General features: G+C 48.4%; 30 protein-coding genes. 26 read left to right on the top strand and 4 right to left on the bottom strand.

Annotation, left to right across the window (positions count from 1 at the left end; genetic code table 11):
* The first annotated feature begins 90 nt into the window (after positions 1-90).
* From FZ040_RS02750 to FZ040_RS02725, 6 genes are read left to right on the top strand one after another with little or no spacing between them, the layout of a single operon-like run.
* Complete coding sequence (locus tag FZ040_RS02750; protein WP_255448705.1) at positions 91-1,320, top strand: D-alanyl-D-alanine carboxypeptidase family protein; 1,230 nt, start codon at positions 91-93, stop codon at positions 1,318-1,320.
* The gene (locus tag FZ040_RS02745) at positions 1,320-2,048 is read left to right on the top strand and encodes a pseudouridine synthase (protein WP_149170768.1); all 729 of its coding nucleotides are present in this window, start codon (positions 1,320-1,322) and stop codon (positions 2,046-2,048) included. The genes FZ040_RS02750 and FZ040_RS02745 overlap by 1 nt, the downstream gene beginning before the upstream one ends.
* Positions 2,045-3,289 (top strand): BaiN/RdsA family NAD(P)/FAD-dependent oxidoreductase, encoded by a 1,245-nt coding sequence (locus FZ040_RS02740; RefSeq protein ID WP_149170591.1) that lies wholly within the window; start codon positions 2,045-2,047, stop codon positions 3,287-3,289. The genes FZ040_RS02745 and FZ040_RS02740 overlap by 4 nt, the downstream gene beginning before the upstream one ends.
* A gap of 26 nt (positions 3,290-3,315) precedes the next feature.
* Complete coding sequence (gene aroA, locus FZ040_RS02735) at positions 3,316-4,614, top strand: 3-phosphoshikimate 1-carboxyvinyltransferase (RefSeq protein ID WP_149170590.1); 1,299 nt, start codon at positions 3,316-3,318, stop codon at positions 4,612-4,614.
* 32 nt (positions 4,615-4,646) lie between these two features.
* Entirely contained in the window at positions 4,647-5,303 is a 657-nt protein-coding gene (gene cmk, locus FZ040_RS02730) for a (d)CMP kinase (protein WP_149170589.1), read from the top strand.
* A 9-nt stretch (positions 5,304-5,312) separates the two neighbouring features.
* Positions 5,313-5,909 carry a lysophospholipid acyltransferase family protein gene (locus FZ040_RS02725; RefSeq protein ID WP_149170588.1) on the top strand — a complete coding sequence of 199 codons (597 nt, stop codon included), beginning with the start codon at positions 5,313-5,315 and terminating at the stop codon, positions 5,907-5,909.
* A gap of 121 nt (positions 5,910-6,030) precedes the next feature.
* Here FZ040_RS02725 and FZ040_RS02720 read toward each other — a convergent pair whose 3' ends face one another.
* On the bottom strand, positions 6,031-7,101 hold the full coding sequence (locus FZ040_RS02720; protein WP_149170587.1) for a site-specific integrase: 1,071 nt from the start codon (positions 7,099-7,101) through the stop codon (positions 6,031-6,033).
* Positions 7,102-7,485: 384 nt separating this feature from the next.
* Positions 7,486-8,010, bottom strand: coding sequence for a hypothetical protein (locus FZ040_RS02715; protein WP_149170586.1), 525 nt, complete (start codon positions 8,008-8,010; stop codon positions 7,486-7,488).
* Positions 8,011-8,029: 19 nt separating this feature from the next.
* Between FZ040_RS02715 and FZ040_RS13940 the strand changes: the two genes are divergently transcribed.
* Positions 8,030-8,191, top strand: a complete 162-nt coding sequence (locus FZ040_RS13940; RefSeq protein ID WP_187620212.1) for a hypothetical protein — start codon at positions 8,030-8,032, stop codon at positions 8,189-8,191.
* A 132-nt stretch (positions 8,192-8,323) separates the two neighbouring features.
* On the opposite strand, the gene FZ040_RS02710 is transcribed toward FZ040_RS13940, so the two are convergent.
* On the bottom strand, positions 8,324-8,752 hold the full coding sequence (locus tag FZ040_RS02710) for an ImmA/IrrE family metallo-endopeptidase (protein WP_149170585.1): 429 nt from the start codon (positions 8,750-8,752) through the stop codon (positions 8,324-8,326).
* 4 nt (positions 8,753-8,756) lie between these two features.
* On the bottom strand, positions 8,757-9,188 hold the full coding sequence (locus FZ040_RS02705) for a helix-turn-helix domain-containing protein (protein WP_149170584.1): 432 nt from the start codon (positions 9,186-9,188) through the stop codon (positions 8,757-8,759).
* Positions 9,189-9,340: 152 nt separating this feature from the next.
* Here FZ040_RS02705 and FZ040_RS02700 point away from each other — a divergent pair, with 152 nt between their 5' ends.
* The 19 genes from FZ040_RS02700 to FZ040_RS02620 all read left to right on the top strand — a co-directional run bounded on the left by FZ040_RS02700 (position 9,341) and on the right by FZ040_RS02620 (position 18,223).
* Positions 9,341-9,550, top strand: a complete 210-nt coding sequence (locus FZ040_RS02700; RefSeq protein ID WP_187620211.1) for a helix-turn-helix domain-containing protein — start codon at positions 9,341-9,343, stop codon at positions 9,548-9,550.
* Positions 9,551-9,602: 52 nt separating this feature from the next.
* Positions 9,603-9,788, top strand: a complete 186-nt coding sequence (locus FZ040_RS02695; protein WP_149170582.1) for a transcriptional regulator — start codon at positions 9,603-9,605, stop codon at positions 9,786-9,788.
* Between the two features lie 37 nt (positions 9,789-9,825).
* Complete coding sequence (locus FZ040_RS14315) at positions 9,826-10,065, top strand: helix-turn-helix transcriptional regulator (protein WP_149170581.1); 240 nt, start codon at positions 9,826-9,828, stop codon at positions 10,063-10,065.
* 13 nt (positions 10,066-10,078) lie between these two features.
* Positions 10,079-10,270 (top strand): hypothetical protein, encoded by a 192-nt coding sequence (locus tag FZ040_RS02685; RefSeq protein WP_149170580.1) that lies wholly within the window; start codon positions 10,079-10,081, stop codon positions 10,268-10,270.
* Positions 10,267-10,461, top strand: a complete 195-nt coding sequence (locus FZ040_RS02680; RefSeq protein WP_149170579.1) for a hypothetical protein — start codon at positions 10,267-10,269, stop codon at positions 10,459-10,461. Before FZ040_RS02685 ends, FZ040_RS02680 begins: the two co-directional genes overlap by 4 nt.
* Positions 10,462-10,653: 192 nt before the next feature.
* Positions 10,654-10,815 (top strand): hypothetical protein, encoded by a 162-nt coding sequence (locus FZ040_RS13935; RefSeq protein WP_187620210.1) that lies wholly within the window; start codon positions 10,654-10,656, stop codon positions 10,813-10,815.
* Positions 10,816-10,832: 17 nt separating this feature from the next.
* A complete protein-coding gene (locus FZ040_RS14190) occupies positions 10,833-10,964 on the top strand; it encodes a hypothetical protein (RefSeq protein WP_255448704.1) in 132 nt (43 codons plus the stop codon).
* Positions 10,965-11,220: 256 nt separating this feature from the next.
* On the top strand, positions 11,221-11,955 hold the full coding sequence (locus FZ040_RS02675) for a rolling circle replication-associated protein (RefSeq protein ID WP_149170578.1): 735 nt from the start codon (positions 11,221-11,223) through the stop codon (positions 11,953-11,955).
* Positions 11,955-12,446, top strand: a complete 492-nt coding sequence (locus tag FZ040_RS02670) for a hypothetical protein (RefSeq protein ID WP_149170577.1) — start codon at positions 11,955-11,957, stop codon at positions 12,444-12,446. The genes FZ040_RS02675 and FZ040_RS02670 overlap by 1 nt, the downstream gene beginning before the upstream one ends.
* Entirely contained in the window at positions 12,430-12,720 is a 291-nt protein-coding gene (locus FZ040_RS02665; RefSeq protein WP_149170576.1) for a hypothetical protein, read from the top strand. The genes FZ040_RS02670 and FZ040_RS02665 overlap by 17 nt, the downstream gene beginning before the upstream one ends.
* The gene (locus FZ040_RS02660; protein WP_149170575.1) at positions 12,704-13,282 is read left to right on the top strand and encodes a Holliday junction resolvase RecU; all 579 of its coding nucleotides are present in this window, start codon (positions 12,704-12,706) and stop codon (positions 13,280-13,282) included. The genes FZ040_RS02665 and FZ040_RS02660 overlap by 17 nt, the downstream gene beginning before the upstream one ends.
* Entirely contained in the window at positions 13,275-13,883 is a 609-nt protein-coding gene (locus FZ040_RS02655) for a hypothetical protein (RefSeq protein ID WP_149170574.1), read from the top strand. The genes FZ040_RS02660 and FZ040_RS02655 overlap by 8 nt, the downstream gene beginning before the upstream one ends.
* Positions 13,880-14,236, top strand: coding sequence for a hypothetical protein (locus FZ040_RS02650; RefSeq protein WP_149170573.1), 357 nt, complete (start codon positions 13,880-13,882; stop codon positions 14,234-14,236). Before FZ040_RS02655 ends, FZ040_RS02650 begins: the two co-directional genes overlap by 4 nt.
* Complete coding sequence (locus FZ040_RS02645; RefSeq protein WP_149170572.1) at positions 14,229-14,705, top strand: coiled-coil domain-containing protein; 477 nt, start codon at positions 14,229-14,231, stop codon at positions 14,703-14,705. The genes FZ040_RS02650 and FZ040_RS02645 overlap by 8 nt, the downstream gene beginning before the upstream one ends.
* A gap of 269 nt (positions 14,706-14,974) precedes the next feature.
* Positions 14,975-15,277: a hypothetical protein gene (locus FZ040_RS02640; RefSeq protein ID WP_149170571.1), complete on the top strand. Its 303-nt coding sequence runs from the start codon at positions 14,975-14,977 to the stop codon at positions 15,275-15,277.
* Positions 15,278-15,421: 144 nt separating this feature from the next.
* Positions 15,422-15,922, top strand: coding sequence for a hypothetical protein (locus tag FZ040_RS02635; RefSeq protein WP_149170570.1), 501 nt, complete (start codon positions 15,422-15,424; stop codon positions 15,920-15,922).
* Between the two features lie 78 nt (positions 15,923-16,000).
* Positions 16,001-16,594, top strand: a complete 594-nt coding sequence (locus tag FZ040_RS02630; protein ID WP_149170569.1) for a hypothetical protein — start codon at positions 16,001-16,003, stop codon at positions 16,592-16,594.
* The gene (locus tag FZ040_RS02625; RefSeq protein ID WP_149170568.1) at positions 16,563-18,008 is read left to right on the top strand and encodes a terminase; all 1,446 of its coding nucleotides are present in this window, start codon (positions 16,563-16,565) and stop codon (positions 18,006-18,008) included. The genes FZ040_RS02630 and FZ040_RS02625 overlap by 32 nt, the downstream gene beginning before the upstream one ends.
* Before the next feature lie 14 nt (positions 18,009-18,022).
* Complete coding sequence (locus tag FZ040_RS02620) at positions 18,023-18,223, top strand: hypothetical protein (RefSeq protein WP_149170567.1); 201 nt, start codon at positions 18,023-18,025, stop codon at positions 18,221-18,223.
* Positions 18,224-18,234 lie beyond the last annotated feature (11 nt).

The following is an 18,234-nucleotide window of genomic DNA, read 5'->3' as shown; positions in this document are numbered from 1 at the left end:
CCTTTGATTTGCCAAGGGATAAGGCAGATGATACAATAGGATGTATGTATATAGGGGAAGAGAGTCCCCTGGGGATAGGAGTGTATTTTTTTGAACAAGGCAATTCAGCGGAGAGTTGCAGCGTGTTTGGTGGGAACCGGGCTGTTTGTGGGAATGCCTGCGCTGGTGGCGATTGCCCAGCCAGCAAATCCGGTGATTCATCCGGCAGCCAAAGCCGTAAAACCTAATGCGGCGGCTGCTGGCATCCGGATAGCACCAAATGATGCCATGCCCAATCTGATGGCCCGCTCGGCCATTTTGATTGAGGCCAAGACCGGCAATATTCTCTACGAGCGCAACAAGGATGAGCGCCGGTATCCGGCCAGCACCACCAAAATCATGACGTTGATTCTGGCCCTCGAAAAGGGCAACCTTGATGATATGGTAACGGTTGGCCCCAATGCCGTGGGGATTGAAGGTTCGTCGCTCTATTTGGAAAAGGGCGATAAGATGCCGCTGCGGGAACTGCTTACGGGTATGATGATGCAGTCGGGAAATGATGCGACGGTGGCGGTAGCGGAGCATATCGCCGGTTCCGTGCCGGCGTTTGCCAAAATGATGACGGATAAAGCCCGGGAGATTGGCGCTGTCGGGACGAATTTTGTCAATGCGCATGGTTTGCCGGATGACAATCACTACACGACGGCCCACGATTTGGCTCGGATTACGGCTTATGGCTATTCGCTGCCGGAATTTGAGTCCATCGTTAGTGTCCAGGATGCCGATTTTAATTGGCTCCATGACGCGTCAAAACACATCACGAGCGAAAATAAACTGCTTTGGCAGTATCGGGGCGGCAATGGCGTCAAGACCGGTTATACTGAGCGGGCTGGGCGCTGCGTGGTCTCGGCGGCAAAACGCGATGGCGTTCAGCTGATTGCTGTCGTCTTAGACGACCCCGTGATGTGGACGGATGCTTATGCGATGCTGGACTACGGCTTTGCGCATACGCGCCCCAGCGCTTTTTGCAAAGCGGGCGAAGAACTGGCAAAGATAAAGGTGGCCGATGCCCGTATCAATGAGATGCCGCTGGTCGCTGCCCGTGAGTCGGTAATTGGAACGCTAAACGATGAAAATCCTAAGCTCGAGAAGAAAATCGAGGTGCCGGATAAAATCAGCGCGCCAGTCAAAAAAGGCGATGTCGTTGGCAAAGCGATTTGCTATGTCGATGGCAATGTGGTCGACCGCGTGGATTTGCTGGCCGCACAGGATGCTGCCTATCATACTTTTTGGTCGGATTTCACGGCATGGATTACGAAGTTGATGAAAGGATTGTTCTGATGCAGGAACGCTTGCAGAAGGTTATCAGCCAGGCCGGCATAGCTTCCCGGCGGGCGGCGGAAAAAATGATACAAGAGGGCAGGGTCAAGGTAAATGGCAAGCTCGTAACGGAACTTGGCGTAAAAGTTGACCCGCAGGCTGACGATATTCGCGTGGATGGCAGGAAAATTTCCGCGCGGCAGCGCCAGGTCTACTTTCTGCTCAACAAGCCCAAAGGTTATATTTCGACGGCTAAGGATGAGCGGGGACGTTCTACGGTCCTTGACCTTTTGCCAGAGGTGAAGGAACGCATTTATCCGGTGGGCCGTCTCGATAACAATACGGAAGGACTGCTTATCCTGACGAATGATGGCGCGCTGATGAACGGTCTGCTGCATCCAAAATATGAAGTGGAAAAGACCTATGTGGCCCGCATTGCCGGTGAGCCGGACGAAATGACGCTGGACCGCCTGCGGCAGGGAATCCGGCTCGAAGACGGCATGACCGCTCCGGCTAAAGTGCACCTGTTAGCGCAGGGCGGCGGGCAGAGCCGCGTGGAAATAACCATCCACGAAGGGCGTAACCGCCAGGTCCGCCGCATGTTTGCCGCCATCGGATCAGATGTCAAGGCGTTAAAGCGTGTCAAGTTTGCCGGCCTTACGCTTGAGGGCGTAGGCCGCGGGAAACATCGGGAGCTTACGGCAAAAGAGCTTTCCGCATTATTTAGATTGGCAGGAATAAAAGAATGAAACAAATCGTGGTAGTAGGTGCCGGCCCGGCCGGGATGATGGCGGCCATCAAGGCGGCCGAAAACGGTGCTGAAGTGACAATCCTCGAAAAAATGAAGAAGCCAGGCCGCAAGATGATGATTACAGGCAAGGGCCGTTGCAACATTACCAATGCTGCCGATGTGCCCGAAATCATCCGCAATATCCACGGCAATGGACGGTTCCTCAACAGCTCGATGCGGGCCTTTGACAATCAGGACGTCATTTATTTCTTCGAGGGCCTCGGCGTGCCGACGAAGGTGGAACGCGGCAACCGCGTTTTCCCTGTCAGCGATAAGGCCCAGGATGTAGTCGATGCCATGGTGGAACGCCTCCACGAATTAGGCGTGGCCATTGAAACGGATACGGCGGTAAAGGATATCCTCACGCAGGAGGGGAAAGCTGCTGGCGTCCGCACGAAGACGGGCGCGATTTACAAAGCCGATGCCGTGATTCTCTGCGTTGGCGGGGCCTCGTATCCGGGGACCGGCTCGACGGGGGACGGCTATGAAATGGCCAAGGCCCTGGGCCATTCCATTGCGGCGGTCCGGCCGTCGCTGGTGCCGCTGGTGGCCGAAGATGAGTGGGTTAAGGACGTCCAGGGGCTTTCCCTGCGCAATGTCCGTGGCACGCTGCGGGTAGATGGCGAAAAAGTCGCCGAGATGTTTGGCGAGATGATGTTTACGCATTACGGTGTGACCGGGCCCATCATCTTATCGATGAGCCGGACGGCTTCGGAATATCTGGCCGAACAGGACCGGTTTGTCGAATTATCCATCAATCTGAAACCGGCGCTCAGTGAGGAAAAACTCGATGCCCGCATTCAGCGCGATTTTGAGAAATATCAGCGCAAGCAGCTCGGCAATGCCCTGGTGGACTTGCTGCCGCATAAGCTCATCGGCCCGGTGCTCGACAGTGCTTTTTTGGCACCGGATAAGCCGGTCCATCAAATCACGGTGGAAGAACGCCATCGGCTGGTGGAGGCACTGCAGGATTTGACGCTGGTGATTACCGGTACCCGTCCGCTGGCTGAGGCGATTGTCACTGTGGGCGGTGTATCGGTAAAGGAAATCAACCCGAAGACGATGGAATCAAAACTCGTTCCTGGTTTGTACTTTGCCGGGGAAGTCGTTGACGTGGATGGCTATACTGGCGGCTACAACCTTCAGGCAGCTTTTTCCATGGGCGCAGCGGCAGGCAACTGGTGCGTATGGAATGATTGATTAATGACAATTAGAGGAGTGGCTTTATGGATACCAAAACGATAGCAAAAGCAGCAGCCGGTCTGAAGGGCGAAGTACAAATCCCAGGCGATAAGTCAATTTCGCATCGCAGTGTCATGTTTTCGGCACTTGGCAGCACGCCAGTCCACATTACGAATTTCCTGCATGCACAGGATTGCCTGTCAACGGCGGCCTGCATGAAGGCGCTGGGGGCAAGCGTGGAATTTAAAAGCGATACGGAGCTCGTCGTTACGGGTAATGGCCTTCGTGGACTGAAGGAACCGCAGACGATTATCGACGCGGGAAATTCCGGGACAACCCTGCGGCTGATGATGGGAATTTTGGCACCACAGCCATTCCTCACGACGTTTACCGGTGATGCGTCGCTTCATAAGCGCCCGATGGGCCGTGTTATTGCCCCGTTATCCCAGATGGGAGCTAAAATCTATGGCCGTCAGGACAATCAGAAACTGCCGATTACGATTGTTCCGCAGGCGCAGAAACTCAAGGGCATGACCTACAACAGCCCAGTGGCCAGTGCCCAGGTCAAATCGGCAATCCTTTTGGCAGGCATGTATGCCGAAGGCGATACGACGGTGGTGGAGCCGTTCACGTCTCGTGACCATACGGAGCGCATGCTCGAAGCATTCGGCGTGCATACGGAGAAAAATGGCACGGCGGTGACGATTCATCCGGTCAAAGAATTTAACGCACCGCAGGAAATCGAAGTTCCCGGCGACATCAGCTCGGCGGCCTACTGGCTCGTAGCTGGCTGCATCATTCCGGGCAGCGATTTGCTGCTTCGCAACGTCGGCGTCAATGTGACGCGCACGGGTATCCTCGATGTGCTCAAGGATATGGGGGCAGATATTACGCTTGTAAACGAGCGCACGAGCGGCGGCGAAGCGGCCGCCGATATCCGCGTCCGTTACAGCAAGCTGCATGGCACGAAATTTGGTGCCGAAATCATGCCGCGCCTCATCGACGAGATTCCCATTATTGCGGTTGCTGCTCTGTTTGCCGAAGGGGATACGGTCATTACGGGAGCTGGCGAGCTTCGCGTCAAGGAAACGGACCGCCTGCAGGCAATCACCGACCAGTTCAACAAACTGGCCCCAGGGGCAGTGGATGGTACGGAAGATGGCCTTGTTATTCATGGCGGAAAGCCGATTCAGCATGCGCAGGCCTTTTCCTATGACGACCATCGCATCGCTATGTCGCTGGCCATTCTCGGTGCGGCTGGTGATGGCGTCACGATTGAGAACCCGGAATGTGTCAACATTTCCTATCCGGCGTTTTATCAGACATTGGACAGCTTACGCTGATCAACATATTATCCATTTAGGAGGAAAAGATTTTGAAGAAATTAGTTGTTGCCATTGATGGACCGGCAGGCGCCGGCAAGAGTACGGTTGCCCAGCTGGCGGCTAAGAAACTCGGCTACACCTATATCGATACCGGGGCTATGTACCGTGCTGTGGCCTGGAAAACGCTTCAGCAGGGCAAGGAGATTACCGATGAACTGATTCTTGAGGTGGTCAAGGATATCGATGTGAATCTTGCGTATGCCGATGGCAAGACGAAGGTTACGGTCGATGGTACGGATGTCAGCACGGCTATCCGCACGCCAGAGGTCAGCGGCATCGTATCGCAGGTAGCAGCACTGGGCCCTGTCCGCACGAAGATGGTTGATCTCCAGCGCAAGATGGCAGAGCGCGGTTCGGTTCTCATGGATGGCCGGGATATTGCCACCAATGTACTGCCAAATGCCGATGTGAAGATTTTCCTGACGGCTTCCATTGAGGAGCGGGCAATGCGCCGCTGGAAGGAAATGAAGGAAAAAGGCTACGACATCACGCTGGAGAAACTGCAGCAGGATATCGCTGCCCGCGACAAGGCCGACAGCGAGCGTGAGATTTCGCCACTCGTTCAGGCTGAGGATGCAACCCTGCTCGATACGACAGGACTTTCCATCGATGAGGTTGTTGCCCGTATCCTTTCCATGTGTCAGTGAGGTGATTCGATGCTTTACGGATTGCTTCAGATTATCTTTGGCCTCTTGTTTAAACTCGTTTTCCGCGCGGAGATTATCGGCCGTGAAAACATGCCGAAAGAGGGGGCGGTCATTCTGGCGGCGAACCATATGAGCAATTGGGACCCGCCGTTTGTCGCAACGTTCCTCTCCCGGCCGGTGAGTTATATGGCCAAGATTGAACTCTTTAAAAATCCGATTTTTGGCCGTGCCATTACTTCCTGCCATGCGTTCCCGGTAAAGCGCGGAGCGGCAGACCGCGGTGCGATTAAGGCCGCCATACAGGTTTTAAAGCAGGGGCGCTGCCTGGGACTCTTCCCGGAAGGCACCCGCAGCCGCACGGGAAAGATGCGCAAGGCAGAAGCCGGCGTGGGCCTTATCGCGTCCATGACTGGGGCGCCGGTGGTGCCGGCTGCGATTATCGGCACCGATAAAATCTTTGCCAATGGCGGGTATTTCCCGAAGCTCAAGGTTATTTACGGAGAGCCGATGGTTTTTTCTGGTGACCACAAGGATAAAGAACAGCTCGAAGCTTTTTCGCAGGCAATTATGGATAAGATTGCCGAAATGAAAGAAAAAAATCGTTGAATTTGTGAAAAATAATTTGCTTGTCATGGTAATCTATGCTAAACTAGATGTTAAATTTTAGCAAAAAAGCCTGTGACACCTTATAAACTAAGGAGTCACAGGCTTATATTTTTACGTTTGACTAACCATTGACCAACTTTTTAAGAGATTCGTCCATCATGTCCGCTATTTGGCTGTCAGAGTCTTTGTAGATGTGGGAATAAACAGATAGAGTGATTGACGGGTTCTTATGGCCAAGGCGTTTGGCTATGGATGTGATGGGGATATGTTTATGGATTAGGTAGGATGCGTGGGAGTGACGCAGATCATGAACGCGGATGGGTGGCAATTGGGCGGCTTTGGCCATTTTCTTTAGTTGGTAGGCTATCGTTCGGCCATCTTGTGGGAAAAGTGGGGATGGTTCATAGGATAACTTGGCCAGATACTGCTGCAGACGGTCCATAATCAAATGTGGCATGGAGATTATACGAACGGAGCTATCTGTCTTTGGCGGTGTGATGGTTCGCGAAATGCTGGAATAAGATTTCGAAATGCTTATTGTATCATGGGTAAAATCGAAGTCGCTTATCTCCAGCGCTTTAAATTCACCAATCCGCATGCCTGAGTAAAAAAGGATAAGGAACTCGAGTCGATAAAAAGGAGAGGAAACATGCTGGAGGGCGCTTAGGAACTGGGATTCTTCCCATATAGACATTTCGGCTGTCCTTTTTTTGATGGCGCCGGTAGACTGGAAAGGATTCTTCTTGAGGCCACAATACCTTACGGCGAAATTAAGCATTGACGAAAATTGGATATTGATATAGGCGGCATAAGACCGGGCAAGCGGTGTGCCGTCTTTTTTTGTGCAGGATAATATCTGATTTTGCCAGTGGCGGACGGTGGCGGGCGTTAGACTGGTAATCGATTTATTCCCAAGATAGGTAGCAACATATTTGTTGAGCGCACGGCTTTTGTTTAAAAATGTTGACTTCCGGATGTGTTGTTTCTCGTCGTTGAGATATTTCTCGATGAGGGTGGATACGGTTATGTCAGTCGATTCCAGGGCGGCCGCCTTAAATTCACGCTCGAATTTCTCCGCAGCACGTTTCCCAGAAAAGCCGCGCTTTGTAGTATAGCGTTTCTTGCCTGTCCAGTCGGTGTAGTTGAATTTGCAGTAGTAGGTTTTGTGGTCTGCGTCGTAATAAACGGCCATGATAAATCACCTCTATTCGTTGATTAATATGTATAGCTTGTGATATACTACTCATGCTGCTGTGCAGACACCTCTTGGAAGGGAGGTGCTTAAATGTCTGATTTAGTCTTCTCATTTGCAGTAAATATAGTCAGTGGCGTTATTGCCGCGTATATTTACGACCGTTACTTCAAGTCACGGCAGTAGCCTGAAGGTGTCCGCGAAACACTAGATGGCAAAGCAAAAGCCCCTTAGCAACGACCGCGAATCGTATGCTAAGGGGCTTTTGCCGGTGATTAAATGCCTAAAAGCGAATTAATCTTCTCATTGCCATAAGTATAGCATACGAATTTATAAATATCAATATTTATCATCGTCCGTATGTCGGACTGGATTAAACATGGCTTATTCATTATCAAGGCATTCGATTGCTGTTCGGACCGCTTGGATGGTGGTTTCTTGCATATAATAAGTTATATCGTGATTAGTCATCACATCATTAACATAAAGGTCATGTAATTCTGGATTAAAGGTTTTGGATTGGTAGTTAGCCCGTTGATACTGGATGGCATTATCGTATATCTTGGAATAACAAACCCAGGTGTCCAGCAATGCGGAAATACGGGTGTAAGCATCGACAACAGCTTGGGCAGTAGCAGGGGACAATAATCCTAATTTATCCGCATTGTTTGCATAAACTGTGGTATAATTACGTGTGATAGAAGCAATGTTTATTTCGCCCCAGTTGAAAACTTCACCAATTCGAAGGGGTTCATAGATTGTAAGAAGTGTTTCTAATTCTGTTCGCAAAGACTGGATTAAACTTTTACGTCTAGAACGTAGCGAAAAATGATTCTCGATTAGCTTAGAGACAACGGCTACAAGCAAAGATATAAGACCTGAAATTAAATAAATATCAAGATTTTCCATAAGCGAGGGAGGTATTATTTTGGAACAAGTGCTAGAAGTATTACCATGGTTGCCAGTGCTTTTCTTGGTTACTATAGCGTTTGGCTTGGCCTGTGCAGCAACATTATGTATTGTGGATTTGTTTATGACGGTATATGATGTACTAAAAGCCCGTGTTCGAAAAAAATTAACCTCTTACTAAGCTCCTTCCCGCCTCCGCGATTGCGCGGGGGCCTTTTTCATATGACACGAGCCGTCCAGATCGGACGGCTTTTTTATTATTCAATACAAACATATCCTTTCTTTGTATCCGTTCATCCTCGGGCGGATTTTTTTATTGTTTAAATCCCACAAAACTCTCAGGAACTCCTTGCTGATTGGCCAGGGCATATATACTGGAAGTGGCGTGATCTTGCAGGTAGCGGTCGTTGAGCAGTAGTTCTGTCGCGAAGTGGTTGGCTATGTATTCCACGCGGCTGCTATTTACGCCCAGCGTGTTCTGATCGAGCCATTGGGTATTTTCGTTTGGCGTGCAGACGGCATGTCCTAGCTCGTGAGCAAACACAAAACGGAATAGGTGTGGTGGGAGAATATCTCTGTCGATGATGATGGTCTTTACCCGTTTGTACTTGATGTAATTGCCGTATTTTCTGCCGCCAAGTGGTGCATACATTACCTTTATGCCTAATTCCTTGGCTATGGCCACAGGATTATCCGTACCGCATCGTTTGATGAGCTGGTTTACCTTTGCCTTTACATCCATGCAATCAGTCCTTCCGGTATTTTCTTGGGGTGTATTTTTTCTTGGCGATACGCTTGGCTTGTATCATGGCGGCTCGTAGTGTGGCTTGTAGCGCCTCGATGTCCTCCTGTTCACCATTGTCCGATTCATAGGCGGCCGAGGCCATGCTATTTATCATATCCTCCAGGTCATACTCTATTTCACGTTCCTCTTTTGGGGTGAGGTCTGTAGAGGGGGTGACCTTTACATTGGTGTGGGGCTCCTCGGTGCGGCCCAGGAGGTAGTCTACTGAGACGTTGAAGAAAGCTCCTATTTTTTGAAGCATGGGTAAACGAGGTACTGTAATTGCTGATTCCCACTTTCCAATGGTTTGTTGACGTACCCCCAGTATATTTGCAAGCTCTTCCTGTGTGATTCCTTTTAGTGAGCGGAGCTCTTTTAGCTTGGTTGAAAACATATCAACACCTCCTATTATTATTTTACACCTTATAGTTGTTAAATAAAAACACGTAAAAAGTTTATTTGGGGACTTTACAACACACTTACTAAGTGTTATTATATAAGTGTCGAAAGAAACACTTAAAAGGTGTTATGAAGGGAGGGACAAAAGTGAAGAGAGAAATTTTAATTTCCTATCGAGGCAAACGCTCGCAAGAGGAGATGGCTCGTAAGTACAATGTGTCACAACAGGTTTGGTCGCGTTGGGAGAATGGGGATGCTAAACCTAAAGTTGAAACCATGAAAAAATTAGAAATGGATATTGGAAAACCTATGGAGTGTATTTTTTTTGATGTTTTTAACACTTTAGAAGTGTTGTAAGGGGCTTAACCATGAAAGTAATGACAGCCAAGAATATCTAGGAGGTGATTACATGGAAGCGACGCCAAAAGCGGCAACCTGGTATAACGTTCGAGACGTTATGGCCATGATGGACGTAAAGGAATCAAAGGCCTATGAAATTATCGTGCAGCTGAATAAGGAACTGCAGGAGAAGGGCTATATGACGATTGGAGGGCGAGTGAGCAGGAAATACTTTAATGAGAGGTTCTATGGTTGACCTACTCAAAGAATAACGGAATACGGAGGTGTACACAATGTTGGATAGTGATTTGTTCCGGGATGTGACAGTAGTTCAGATAGTCACACCATATGCAAGATTACGGAAGCTTCGGGGATGGTCTCAGGAGAAAGCGGCTGAGGTGTTCCATACCAACAAGCATGCAATCGTCGACATTGAGGCAGGCCGCCGGGACCCGGGGAAGCACCTGATCCGAACTATGGATACGGTGTTCGGATGCAAAGGAAGATTGATAGCCTATTGGCTGGCGCGATAAGGAGGAGAACAAAATGCTTAACGACATGAATTATGACGAGCTGGACGACCTCTATATTGGAATGTCTCGATTCTTGCATGAAGAATTGGCACGTCGGAACTTCGGTATCATTGACAGCATGAAGATGGTTCGGAAGTTCGATGAAATCCGCGAGCTTATCAAAGAGCGTCAGCACGATCTGGAGAAAAAGGAGCTGAGAGCATGAAGGAGTCAGAGGCAAAAAAAATAGCAGACGAAATTATTGATGTGCTGATCAAAAATAACGTCTGCCGTTATGAAGGAGCATGGATATTGTCAAATCTTGCGGACGCAGTCAACGCGTACAATTTCCCGATTAGCCGCGAAAATGTGAAGTATGATTTTTCACGGGCAGGATTTGACGAGTCAAACGAGTGATAGAACATTGTCCTTCACTGCCTAGGGATAGTTCGCCATAGGGGATATACCAGGCACATTCAGTTTGAATACATCTGGTATTCCTTCCGTATGCGGCGCTGAATAATGGGCAGAAAGGACCAGTAAGTTTTTCTGGCATATAAACACCTCCTTTTGGGGAGATTATATCACAGAAAGGAAGGAACTGAGAGCATGAAACAGGTGAACATTGAGGAGCTGGAGCGGGTTTGCAAGCCGGTTGTTGAGTATATGAAAAAGAACTGCTCCCCGCATGAGACTATCGTCATTACGGATGAGCAGTTCAAGATTGTAGCCGATACGATTGTTATTCCTGTTAACGGATGCGAGTCTTAATAAAGGAGGAAAAGCGGATGTCGGATTTTGAGAGGCGGTTTCGGGCGGCGCGGGCGGAAAGCTATGCGCGGTGGGAAGGACCAGCAAGGATTGCCGCGACAGTGTTTTTGCTGGCGGTATGCTTCATTCTGCTCGGGCTCCTGGCATGAGACAAAAAAATAGCGCTGCCATGCGGGGCAGCGCCATAAGTAGAGAATTAGTGGTTAGTGTTTGTTCTATTTGTAGAATAGCAGATATCGCCCAACAAATCAATATATCTTCTATATAATATAGAAATTTTTCGCAGGGGGCCGCGCCCCTTTGAAGCTCGATAAAGGGATTAATTTTAGAGGCATTTTTAAATTTTTATGCAGTCCCACAAAGGGCTGAGGCAAGATAACAAGATTTTTTTGAGGAGCAATGCTAATGGCATATACCGAAGAAAAATGGAAGTCCAAAGATGGGCGGTTGATCGTCAGTAAAAAGTATCACAGTGTACATGTGATGCCGAAGGACCCAAAGATAAAACAGAAGAGAGCACCAAGGACGGGGCCGACGACAGAGACGCAGGAGAAGATTAACGAACGGCACCGGCAGGAAAGAAACATGCGACTAATCGCCGATAACTTTCAGGCAGGGGATTTCTTCCTGACGTTCACGACGGAAACACGGATGACCGCCGAAGAACTAAAACATGCGGTCAAGAATATGATGGACAAGCTGCGGCGGCGTTGTGAAAAAATGTCAGGAGAAAAATTAAAGTATTTCCGAGTGCTGGAAAATCTGGTAGGCCGAGGAAGGCCACATGCGCACATGCTGGTTGGAAGATTCTGCACGGATGCAGAAATGCTGGATATACTCCGAAAGATATGGCCACATGGCCATGTTCAACTAAAGGTGTTCGGCGGACAGGCGATAGATTGCTGGCAGGTGGCCAACTACTACAGCAAGCAGTCAAAAAAAGAAAATGGCGCACGGATAGATACCAGTCGAAATCTTGTTCGTCGTGCACCGAAAAAACGAATCATTCACCGGGAAACTTTCCGGGATGAGATAAAACCGCCAAAAGGATATCACGTCGTTAAACCGGTCAGTTACAACAGCGTGACACACGACGGATATCCTTTTCAGATTGCAATTTTTGAAAGGGATGGTAGTTAATGCGGAGACTTTTGAAATTCAAGACGGTTACCACGGACAAGGGCATCGCTCATGACTTTGTCTGGGAAGAGGTTGGGGAAAAGGGACTAGAAAAACAGACCTTGCACAGCACAGACTATGCACGCCCCGAACTGGATGCGAGTTTGGATGAACTGCGGTTCCATCTGGTCAGAATGTGTGAACTGGCTATGGACAGCGATTGGATTTCCATGCATTCTCGTGTTCATGAAATCCAGTTCAAATATCCCAAGGAGGAGGGGGACACCAGCTTTACCATCAAAGGGACTGTATTCCTGAAGAATTCGTATAATGCCTTAAAGCTTAATCTCCCGTGGTGGCCGTTCGACAATGAGGAAGCAGAATGTGAAGGCACAGTAGAACAAGCATTGAATGCCGTTACCGAAGAATGCTGGCGTTTCATCGATGGAGACCGTGCCCAGCAAAAGTTGTTTAGCAATGAGGAGGCTACCAAGCATGCATCGGAAGAATAGACGTGACATAGGGCTGATTGTGGCGGATATGGTAGAACGAGATAACTACAACGCGAAAAAGCAAAAGCGGGCAAGCATACTCCCTTATTCCAAGAAGAAAAGCCGTTGGGTCCCAGGTTATTGCAAACTATGTCGTGAAGCCTACAGTTTCATCACGCATGAACATGCGGCAAAGCATGGATTTACCAGCCCGGACGAAATGGCAAAATCGAATATCGTATGCCCGATAGGACTGCGGCACAAGGAGGCAATAACGCGTGGAAAACTGGAATGAGTATAACGAGTCAGCGAAACGCTCCTATCGGGCGGCAATGAGCAATGGGCGAGGACGCCAGCATGAAATGCTGATTGAGGGAGCCTGCAGATACTATAAATCCAAAGGACGAGCTTACATCGTAAAGGAACCGGAACCATTCCGAGTGATCCGCAAGGACCATGCCAGGAACATGGCCAAAGTGCAATTCATATCGCATGCCCAGCCTGATTTTCATGGAACGCTGCGTGGCGGGCAGTCTATCGTGTTCGAAGCAAAATACACAGATACCGCGCGGATACGGCAGGATGTAATCAGTAAAGCGCAGGCAGAATCTATGGACCATCAATGCGAACTGGGAGCAATTTGCTTTGTGTGTGCAGGGATACAGGATAAGACGTTCATGGTTCCGTGGTCCGTGTTCTCCAACATGAAAGAATGCTATGGCCATAAATACGCCAGCGCCGAAGATTTGGAAGAATGGCGTGTGAAAAATGATTCCGTCGTAAAATTTCTGGACTATATCCATGAACCGGCAGCGTTTGCCCTGCGGGCGGCAGAGAGGAAGGAAAAGCATGAGTAGATTCAGACGCAAGTCGAACCGAAAGAACTTAAAGCATTTCAAGAAAGTCGTAAACTATAGCGCTGGCCTTGGCCAGAAATCGAGGAATGAAGTGCTTCACGAATATTACAAGCAGAACGTGAATGATACGCGGCTATGGCAGGATACGATTATCGATATGCTGATCATATTCTGCTACGCGCTGAATAAAGAATACGGTTTTGGGAAGACAAGGGTTAACCGGTTCTATGAAAAGACCGCCAGCATAAGTCAATGTGTCCGGCTTAATTACGTTACATTCGCGGAGCTGGAGAAAATCCTACAGGAGGAAGCAAAATATACTTATGACCACGTCGACTACAGCAAAGAAAACTATAGCCGTGAAAATCGAATCCGACTAAAGACCATCGAGGAAGTCAGCGTGATTATGTATTTTGCCATGTTCGAGGTCTACAACTTCCAGGCAAAACGCCTGAAAAAAATAGGAGCCTGCATGGCGGCCGAAACCTCAGCTATGGCCAAAGGAAAAATAACGGTAGCAGATCTAGAAAAAGTGCTGGACAAAAAAGCACACATAACATTCGACAAAGATTTCAGTCACAAAGAGGAGGCAACAGCATGATCGTACTAAAAGATAAAGGCGTAGTTCCCTGTTTAGGGTTGGTCGATGATACACAGCCCATTGATTCACAGATAGAAAGAATGATGGAGAAAATCAACGAGGAATACAGCGAGTTATACATAGCTGTTAGAGATTATCAGGATACGCCGGATAATGTCCCACAAAAAGGTAAAACACTTGAGCATCTGCTAGAAGAAGCGGTAGACCTGCAAACAGTGGTCGAAACCCTCATGCAGATTTTAGCGACAGAAAAAGAAATAAAGCTTGAAAAAGCAAAAGTATTTCTAAAAAACGAAATTCGAGGATATCATACAGACGAACAAAAAGAAGCGGAGGAAAAGGCAAATGATTAACATCAAAGGGCTGTTTGAATACGATAAGCTGCTAGATAAATACGAGACATTGGATAAAAAACATGAAATCCTATGTGAGGACTTCAAAAAGCGGGTGTCGGAAATCCAAAAATACTATGCGGAAATAGCAGTGAATCAAAAATTGGAAATCGATAAATTAAATAAAGCCTATCGGAAAATGACAGCAAGAAATAGCGAATTGCTGGAAGAAATTGAAAAGCAGAAGAAAAAAGCGAATGACCATGTCACGCGGGCGGCAGATGCCGAGAGGAATCTGATTGAGAAAGAAAAAACCATTGAAGCATTGCAGAACAAAATTGATGAGCTGGAATCAAAGCAGGCGATCCGTTGGTATTGGAACTCAGATCGTGGGGAATGGTGGCCCGTGGAAGGGTCCATCCAGCAGATTCAAAGCAAAGTCAGTGTTCCCTTGACGTATAAAACAGCAGAGGAGGTAGAATCCGAATGAGCCAATGCAAGACATACACGATGAATAAAGCGGAGCTGGAGCATTATCTCAAGAAAAAATATGGCGACAAAATTGGCCCGGTAAACCATGAACCGAGGAAAAAGAGTACGGTATTCCGGTCAGATGGTTTAATGTGTGACATAAGCCAGAGAAAACATAGAAACGTTCATCGGATGAAAAACGGGACGTTAAAAATCAGAGAAATAACAGGGATAATCCACTATGAATAAAAAAAGCCGTAAGAAAAAATATATGGGGGTGCAGTTCTAATGGTGTATATCGTATTCAAAGATGACGAATTATGTTTAGCTGCAGATAACGAAATGGATGTTGTGAAATATCTAGACATAACGGATGAAATCGGGTTTGATGTGGATACATTTCGCAAAAAAATGGATGTGGGCATAAAAGATTGGCTGGATAAAGGATTCCGCGTAGACGAGCTAAATGACATGTTCCTGAAAAACGGCTATTACATCGATGTGGTTCATTTGAACTATGATTACCGGGAAGGGTCGCCCTATCAGTATCGAGCTATGGATTTGATAACTTGGGAGGGGGAACCGAAATGACAGATTATGAACTGGGAATCTTAGTTGGAGGCCTTATAGGCTGGATATTAGCCTTGCTATCGTTGGTATTAGCGTGGAGCCTATGCAATATCGCAAGACAAAGTGATGATGCAATCAAGATTCAGAATTGGAAGGGGACACGATATGCAGCTGGACGAGGAAGCGAGACGGATATTCGCGTGGATTGACGAAGATCATTTACAGGCGGAACATTACCTGCTGAACTTCAAAGCAGAATGGAACAAATACAAGCTGGCAAGGCATGCCTATGTCAGTTACAATGGGCGGCACAACGAATTGGAATCCCATAATCCAACGGAGCGGATGGCCATACGAGGCGCCGAATTTGACAGACGGTCCGAAAAATTCCGCTGGCTGAGAGCGGTGAAAATCATCGAACGGTCAATGAAGGACGATGAGCGGGCCTTCTTGGAGGCGCGGCGGGCGGCTGCCAATAGCAAAGGACGAAACATCCGAAGCGGGCGTCCCGGCTGGGTGGTCAAAACACAGCAGGAATATTTTTCACGGCTGGAAAAAATGACATTAAAGCCAAATGAATCATGGCTATCCGAACAGCAGGTAAAGCGCTGGTGGAAAAGGATTGTCTCGTGTACGGCAGACATAGCAGTAAGGCTGAAAGAGTGAAAAAATAATTTAGGTCGAACTATATTCCCTGATTACAGTGCTAAGATAATAACATAAGCAAAGCATAAGAGAAGCCTCATGAGACGGCAGAAAAGCTGGACTCGTGAGGCTTTTATCGTGGCGGAAGCGATGTGCAAAAATTCAACAGGTATGGAGCACACATTTTTGACAGCCTCAAAAAAACACGCATTGCCCAGTAAGAACAAGGAAAGGAGGGGCTCCACCATGGCCGAAAAAATCTACAGGTTAATCAACGACAAGAAAAAGAACGACTTTCTAATGACATACATCCGCTGCGGGAGCATATCAAAAGCCGCGCGAAAATGTAAGATTGACCGAACCACGCACTACCAGTGGATGAAGAACGAAAAATATGCTCGGGCGTTTGAAAAAGCTCGACAGCATGCTGGCGACTTGCTGGAAGAGGAAGCATATCGGCGGGCAGTAGAAGGATACAGCCAGCCAATCTACTACAAAGGCGAAAAAGTCGGCAGTAGAAAAGTATATTCGGATTACCTGCTAGCAGAACTGCTGCGTGGTGCAAAACCCGAAGTATATCGGGATAACAAAACCGAAGTCAACGCCAACGTCAACATCAACTTATCGGACGCAGTAGCGGCCGCAAGGGAGCGGGTAGCAAATGCCAAAGAAACAACCGGAGATAAATCTTGAACTGGTAGAATATCTGGCCTCATTCACTCGTGATCCCGTCAGCTGGGTGTGGGCGGCTTTTCCATGGGGAGAAGGAACGCTGAAAAACATGCAGCCGCAAGAATGGCAGCTGGATATCCTAGGTGAAATCCGAGATGGATTAAAAACACCGTATGAAGCCATCCGTGAAGCGGTAGCATCAGGACATGGCATTGGAAAAAGTGCGTGTGTATGCTGGATAATCCTATGGGCCATGAGCACGTTTGAAGATACACGCGGAGTCGTAACGGCAAATACCGACGGACAGTTGAGATCCAAAACGTGGGCGGAATTGGCGACATGGTATGACCGATTCGTGGCCAAGGACATGTTTGTTTATACCGCAACAAGTCTTTTCAGTGCACAGCCTGGCCATGAACGTATGTGGCGAATCGACGCCATCCCTTGGTCAGAACGCAACACCGAAGCATTCGCAGGTCTCCACAATCACGGCAAACGGATACTCGTCATCTTTGACGAGGCCTCGGCTATCATTGACAAAATCTGGGAAGTAACCGACGGCGCCATGACGGATAATGACACGGAGAAGATCTGGATTGCTTTTGGAAACCCTACGCGAACAAGTGGCAGATTCTTCGACTGCTTCCATAAATCGCGTAACATGTGGAAGACACGTCAGATAGACAGCCGTTCGGTTGTCATCAGTGACAAGAAAGAAATCGCTAAGTGGGCGGATGCCTGGGGAGAAGACAGCGACTTCTTCAAAGTGCGCGTCAAAGGGGAATTCCCTTCAGCGTCCGAATCGCAGTTCATCAGCAGTGCAATTGTAGAAGCTGCTGCCGCGCGGGCGGTAAGCCCATTAGCACACAATCCGGCACCAGTGATAATCGGCGTTGATCCAGCGTGGACAGGAAATGACGCGTTGGAAATCGTCATGCGCAAGGGATTTTATTACAAGCACCTGCTGACGGAACCTAAAAACGATGACGATGCACGAATCGCCGGCATTATTGCCAGATTCGAAGACGAATATCACGCGGCGGCAGTATTCATCGACCAAGGATACGGGACAGGAATTTACTCCATGGGAAAAGTCCTGGGGAGAGAATGGCAGCTGGTATCCTTCGCCGAAAAGCCGATAGATTCGTATTACGCGAATAAGCGTGCGGAGATGTGGGGTGACATGAAAAAATGGCTGCAAAAAGAAGGTTGTATCGAAGATGACCAGCAAATGAAAGACGACCTCACGGGACCGGAAGCATACATGAACCATAGCGGGAAATTACAACTGGAATCGAAAGACGACATGAAAAAGCGCGGATTGCAGTCGCCAAATAAAGCTGACGCCTTAGCGCTGACATTCGCCTATCCTGTTGCCGTTATAACGCCGTATGAAAACGAAACGCTATGCAACACAGAATACAGCCCATTTTGAAAGGGGGTGTAAGCATGTGTACAAAAAAATCAGCAAACTATACGGCGCCCAAAGTAGACCCGGCACCGACGGCAGTGCAAGCGGCTGATGTTGGGACAGATACGGGGATGCCCACTCAGAAACGGCGGCGTGGCCATGCCAGCACAGAACTGAGTACGGATCGTCAGACGATTCTCGGAGGTCTCATGGGCGGCAATAGAACAACATTGGGATGATAAGGAGCATA

Source organism: Pseudoselenomonas ruminis, from assembly GCF_008271295.1.
GTDB classification, from domain to species: domain Bacteria; phylum Bacillota; class Negativicutes; order Selenomonadales; family Selenomonadaceae; genus Selenomonas_A; species Selenomonas_A ruminis.
This window is presented reverse-complemented; position numbering and strand designations above follow the sequence as displayed.

Coding starts and splice junctions, on each gene's coding strand:
- FZ040_RS02745 (WP_149170768.1), top strand. CDS start 1,320: ATGCAGGAACGCTTGCAGAAGGTTATCAGCCAGGCCGGCATAGCTTCC.
- FZ040_RS02740 (WP_149170591.1), top strand. CDS start 2,045: ATGAAACAAATCGTGGTAGTAGGTGCCGGCCCGGCCGGGATGATGGCG.
- aroA (WP_149170590.1), top strand. CDS start 3,316: ATGGATACCAAAACGATAGCAAAAGCAGCAGCCGGTCTGAAGGGCGAA.
- FZ040_RS02725 (WP_149170588.1), top strand. CDS start 5,313: ATGCTTTACGGATTGCTTCAGATTATCTTTGGCCTCTTGTTTAAACTC.
- FZ040_RS02720 (WP_149170587.1), bottom strand. CDS start 7,101: ATGGCCGTTTATTACGACGCAGACCACAAAACCTACTACTGCAAATTC.
- FZ040_RS02715 (WP_149170586.1), bottom strand. CDS start 8,010: ATGGAAAATCTTGATATTTATTTAATTTCAGGTCTTATATCTTTGCTT.
- FZ040_RS02710 (WP_149170585.1), bottom strand. CDS start 8,752: ATGGATGTAAAGGCAAAGGTAAACCAGCTCATCAAACGATGCGGTACG.
- FZ040_RS02705 (WP_149170584.1), bottom strand. CDS start 9,188: ATGTTTTCAACCAAGCTAAAAGAGCTCCGCTCACTAAAAGGAATCACA.
- FZ040_RS02695 (WP_149170582.1), top strand. CDS start 9,603: ATGGAAGCGACGCCAAAAGCGGCAACCTGGTATAACGTTCGAGACGTT.
- FZ040_RS14315 (WP_149170581.1), top strand. CDS start 9,826: ATGTTGGATAGTGATTTGTTCCGGGATGTGACAGTAGTTCAGATAGTC.
- FZ040_RS02685 (WP_149170580.1), top strand. CDS start 10,079: ATGCTTAACGACATGAATTATGACGAGCTGGACGACCTCTATATTGGA.
- FZ040_RS02680 (WP_149170579.1), top strand. CDS start 10,267: ATGAAGGAGTCAGAGGCAAAAAAAATAGCAGACGAAATTATTGATGTG.
- FZ040_RS13935 (WP_187620210.1), top strand. CDS start 10,654: ATGAAACAGGTGAACATTGAGGAGCTGGAGCGGGTTTGCAAGCCGGTT.
- FZ040_RS14190 (WP_255448704.1), top strand. CDS start 10,833: ATGTCGGATTTTGAGAGGCGGTTTCGGGCGGCGCGGGCGGAAAGCTAT.
- FZ040_RS02675 (WP_149170578.1), top strand. CDS start 11,221: ATGGCATATACCGAAGAAAAATGGAAGTCCAAAGATGGGCGGTTGATC.
- FZ040_RS02670 (WP_149170577.1), top strand. CDS start 11,955: ATGCGGAGACTTTTGAAATTCAAGACGGTTACCACGGACAAGGGCATC.
- FZ040_RS02665 (WP_149170576.1), top strand. CDS start 12,430: ATGCATCGGAAGAATAGACGTGACATAGGGCTGATTGTGGCGGATATG.
- FZ040_RS02655 (WP_149170574.1), top strand. CDS start 13,275: ATGAGTAGATTCAGACGCAAGTCGAACCGAAAGAACTTAAAGCATTTC.
- FZ040_RS02650 (WP_149170573.1), top strand. CDS start 13,880: ATGATCGTACTAAAAGATAAAGGCGTAGTTCCCTGTTTAGGGTTGGTC.
- FZ040_RS02645 (WP_149170572.1), top strand. CDS start 14,229: ATGATTAACATCAAAGGGCTGTTTGAATACGATAAGCTGCTAGATAAA.
- FZ040_RS02640 (WP_149170571.1), top strand. CDS start 14,975: ATGGTGTATATCGTATTCAAAGATGACGAATTATGTTTAGCTGCAGAT.
- FZ040_RS02635 (WP_149170570.1), top strand. CDS start 15,422: ATGCAGCTGGACGAGGAAGCGAGACGGATATTCGCGTGGATTGACGAA.
- FZ040_RS02630 (WP_149170569.1), top strand. CDS start 16,001: ATGAGACGGCAGAAAAGCTGGACTCGTGAGGCTTTTATCGTGGCGGAA.
- FZ040_RS02625 (WP_149170568.1), top strand. CDS start 16,563: ATGCCAAAGAAACAACCGGAGATAAATCTTGAACTGGTAGAATATCTG.
- FZ040_RS02620 (WP_149170567.1), top strand. CDS start 18,023: ATGTGTACAAAAAAATCAGCAAACTATACGGCGCCCAAAGTAGACCCG.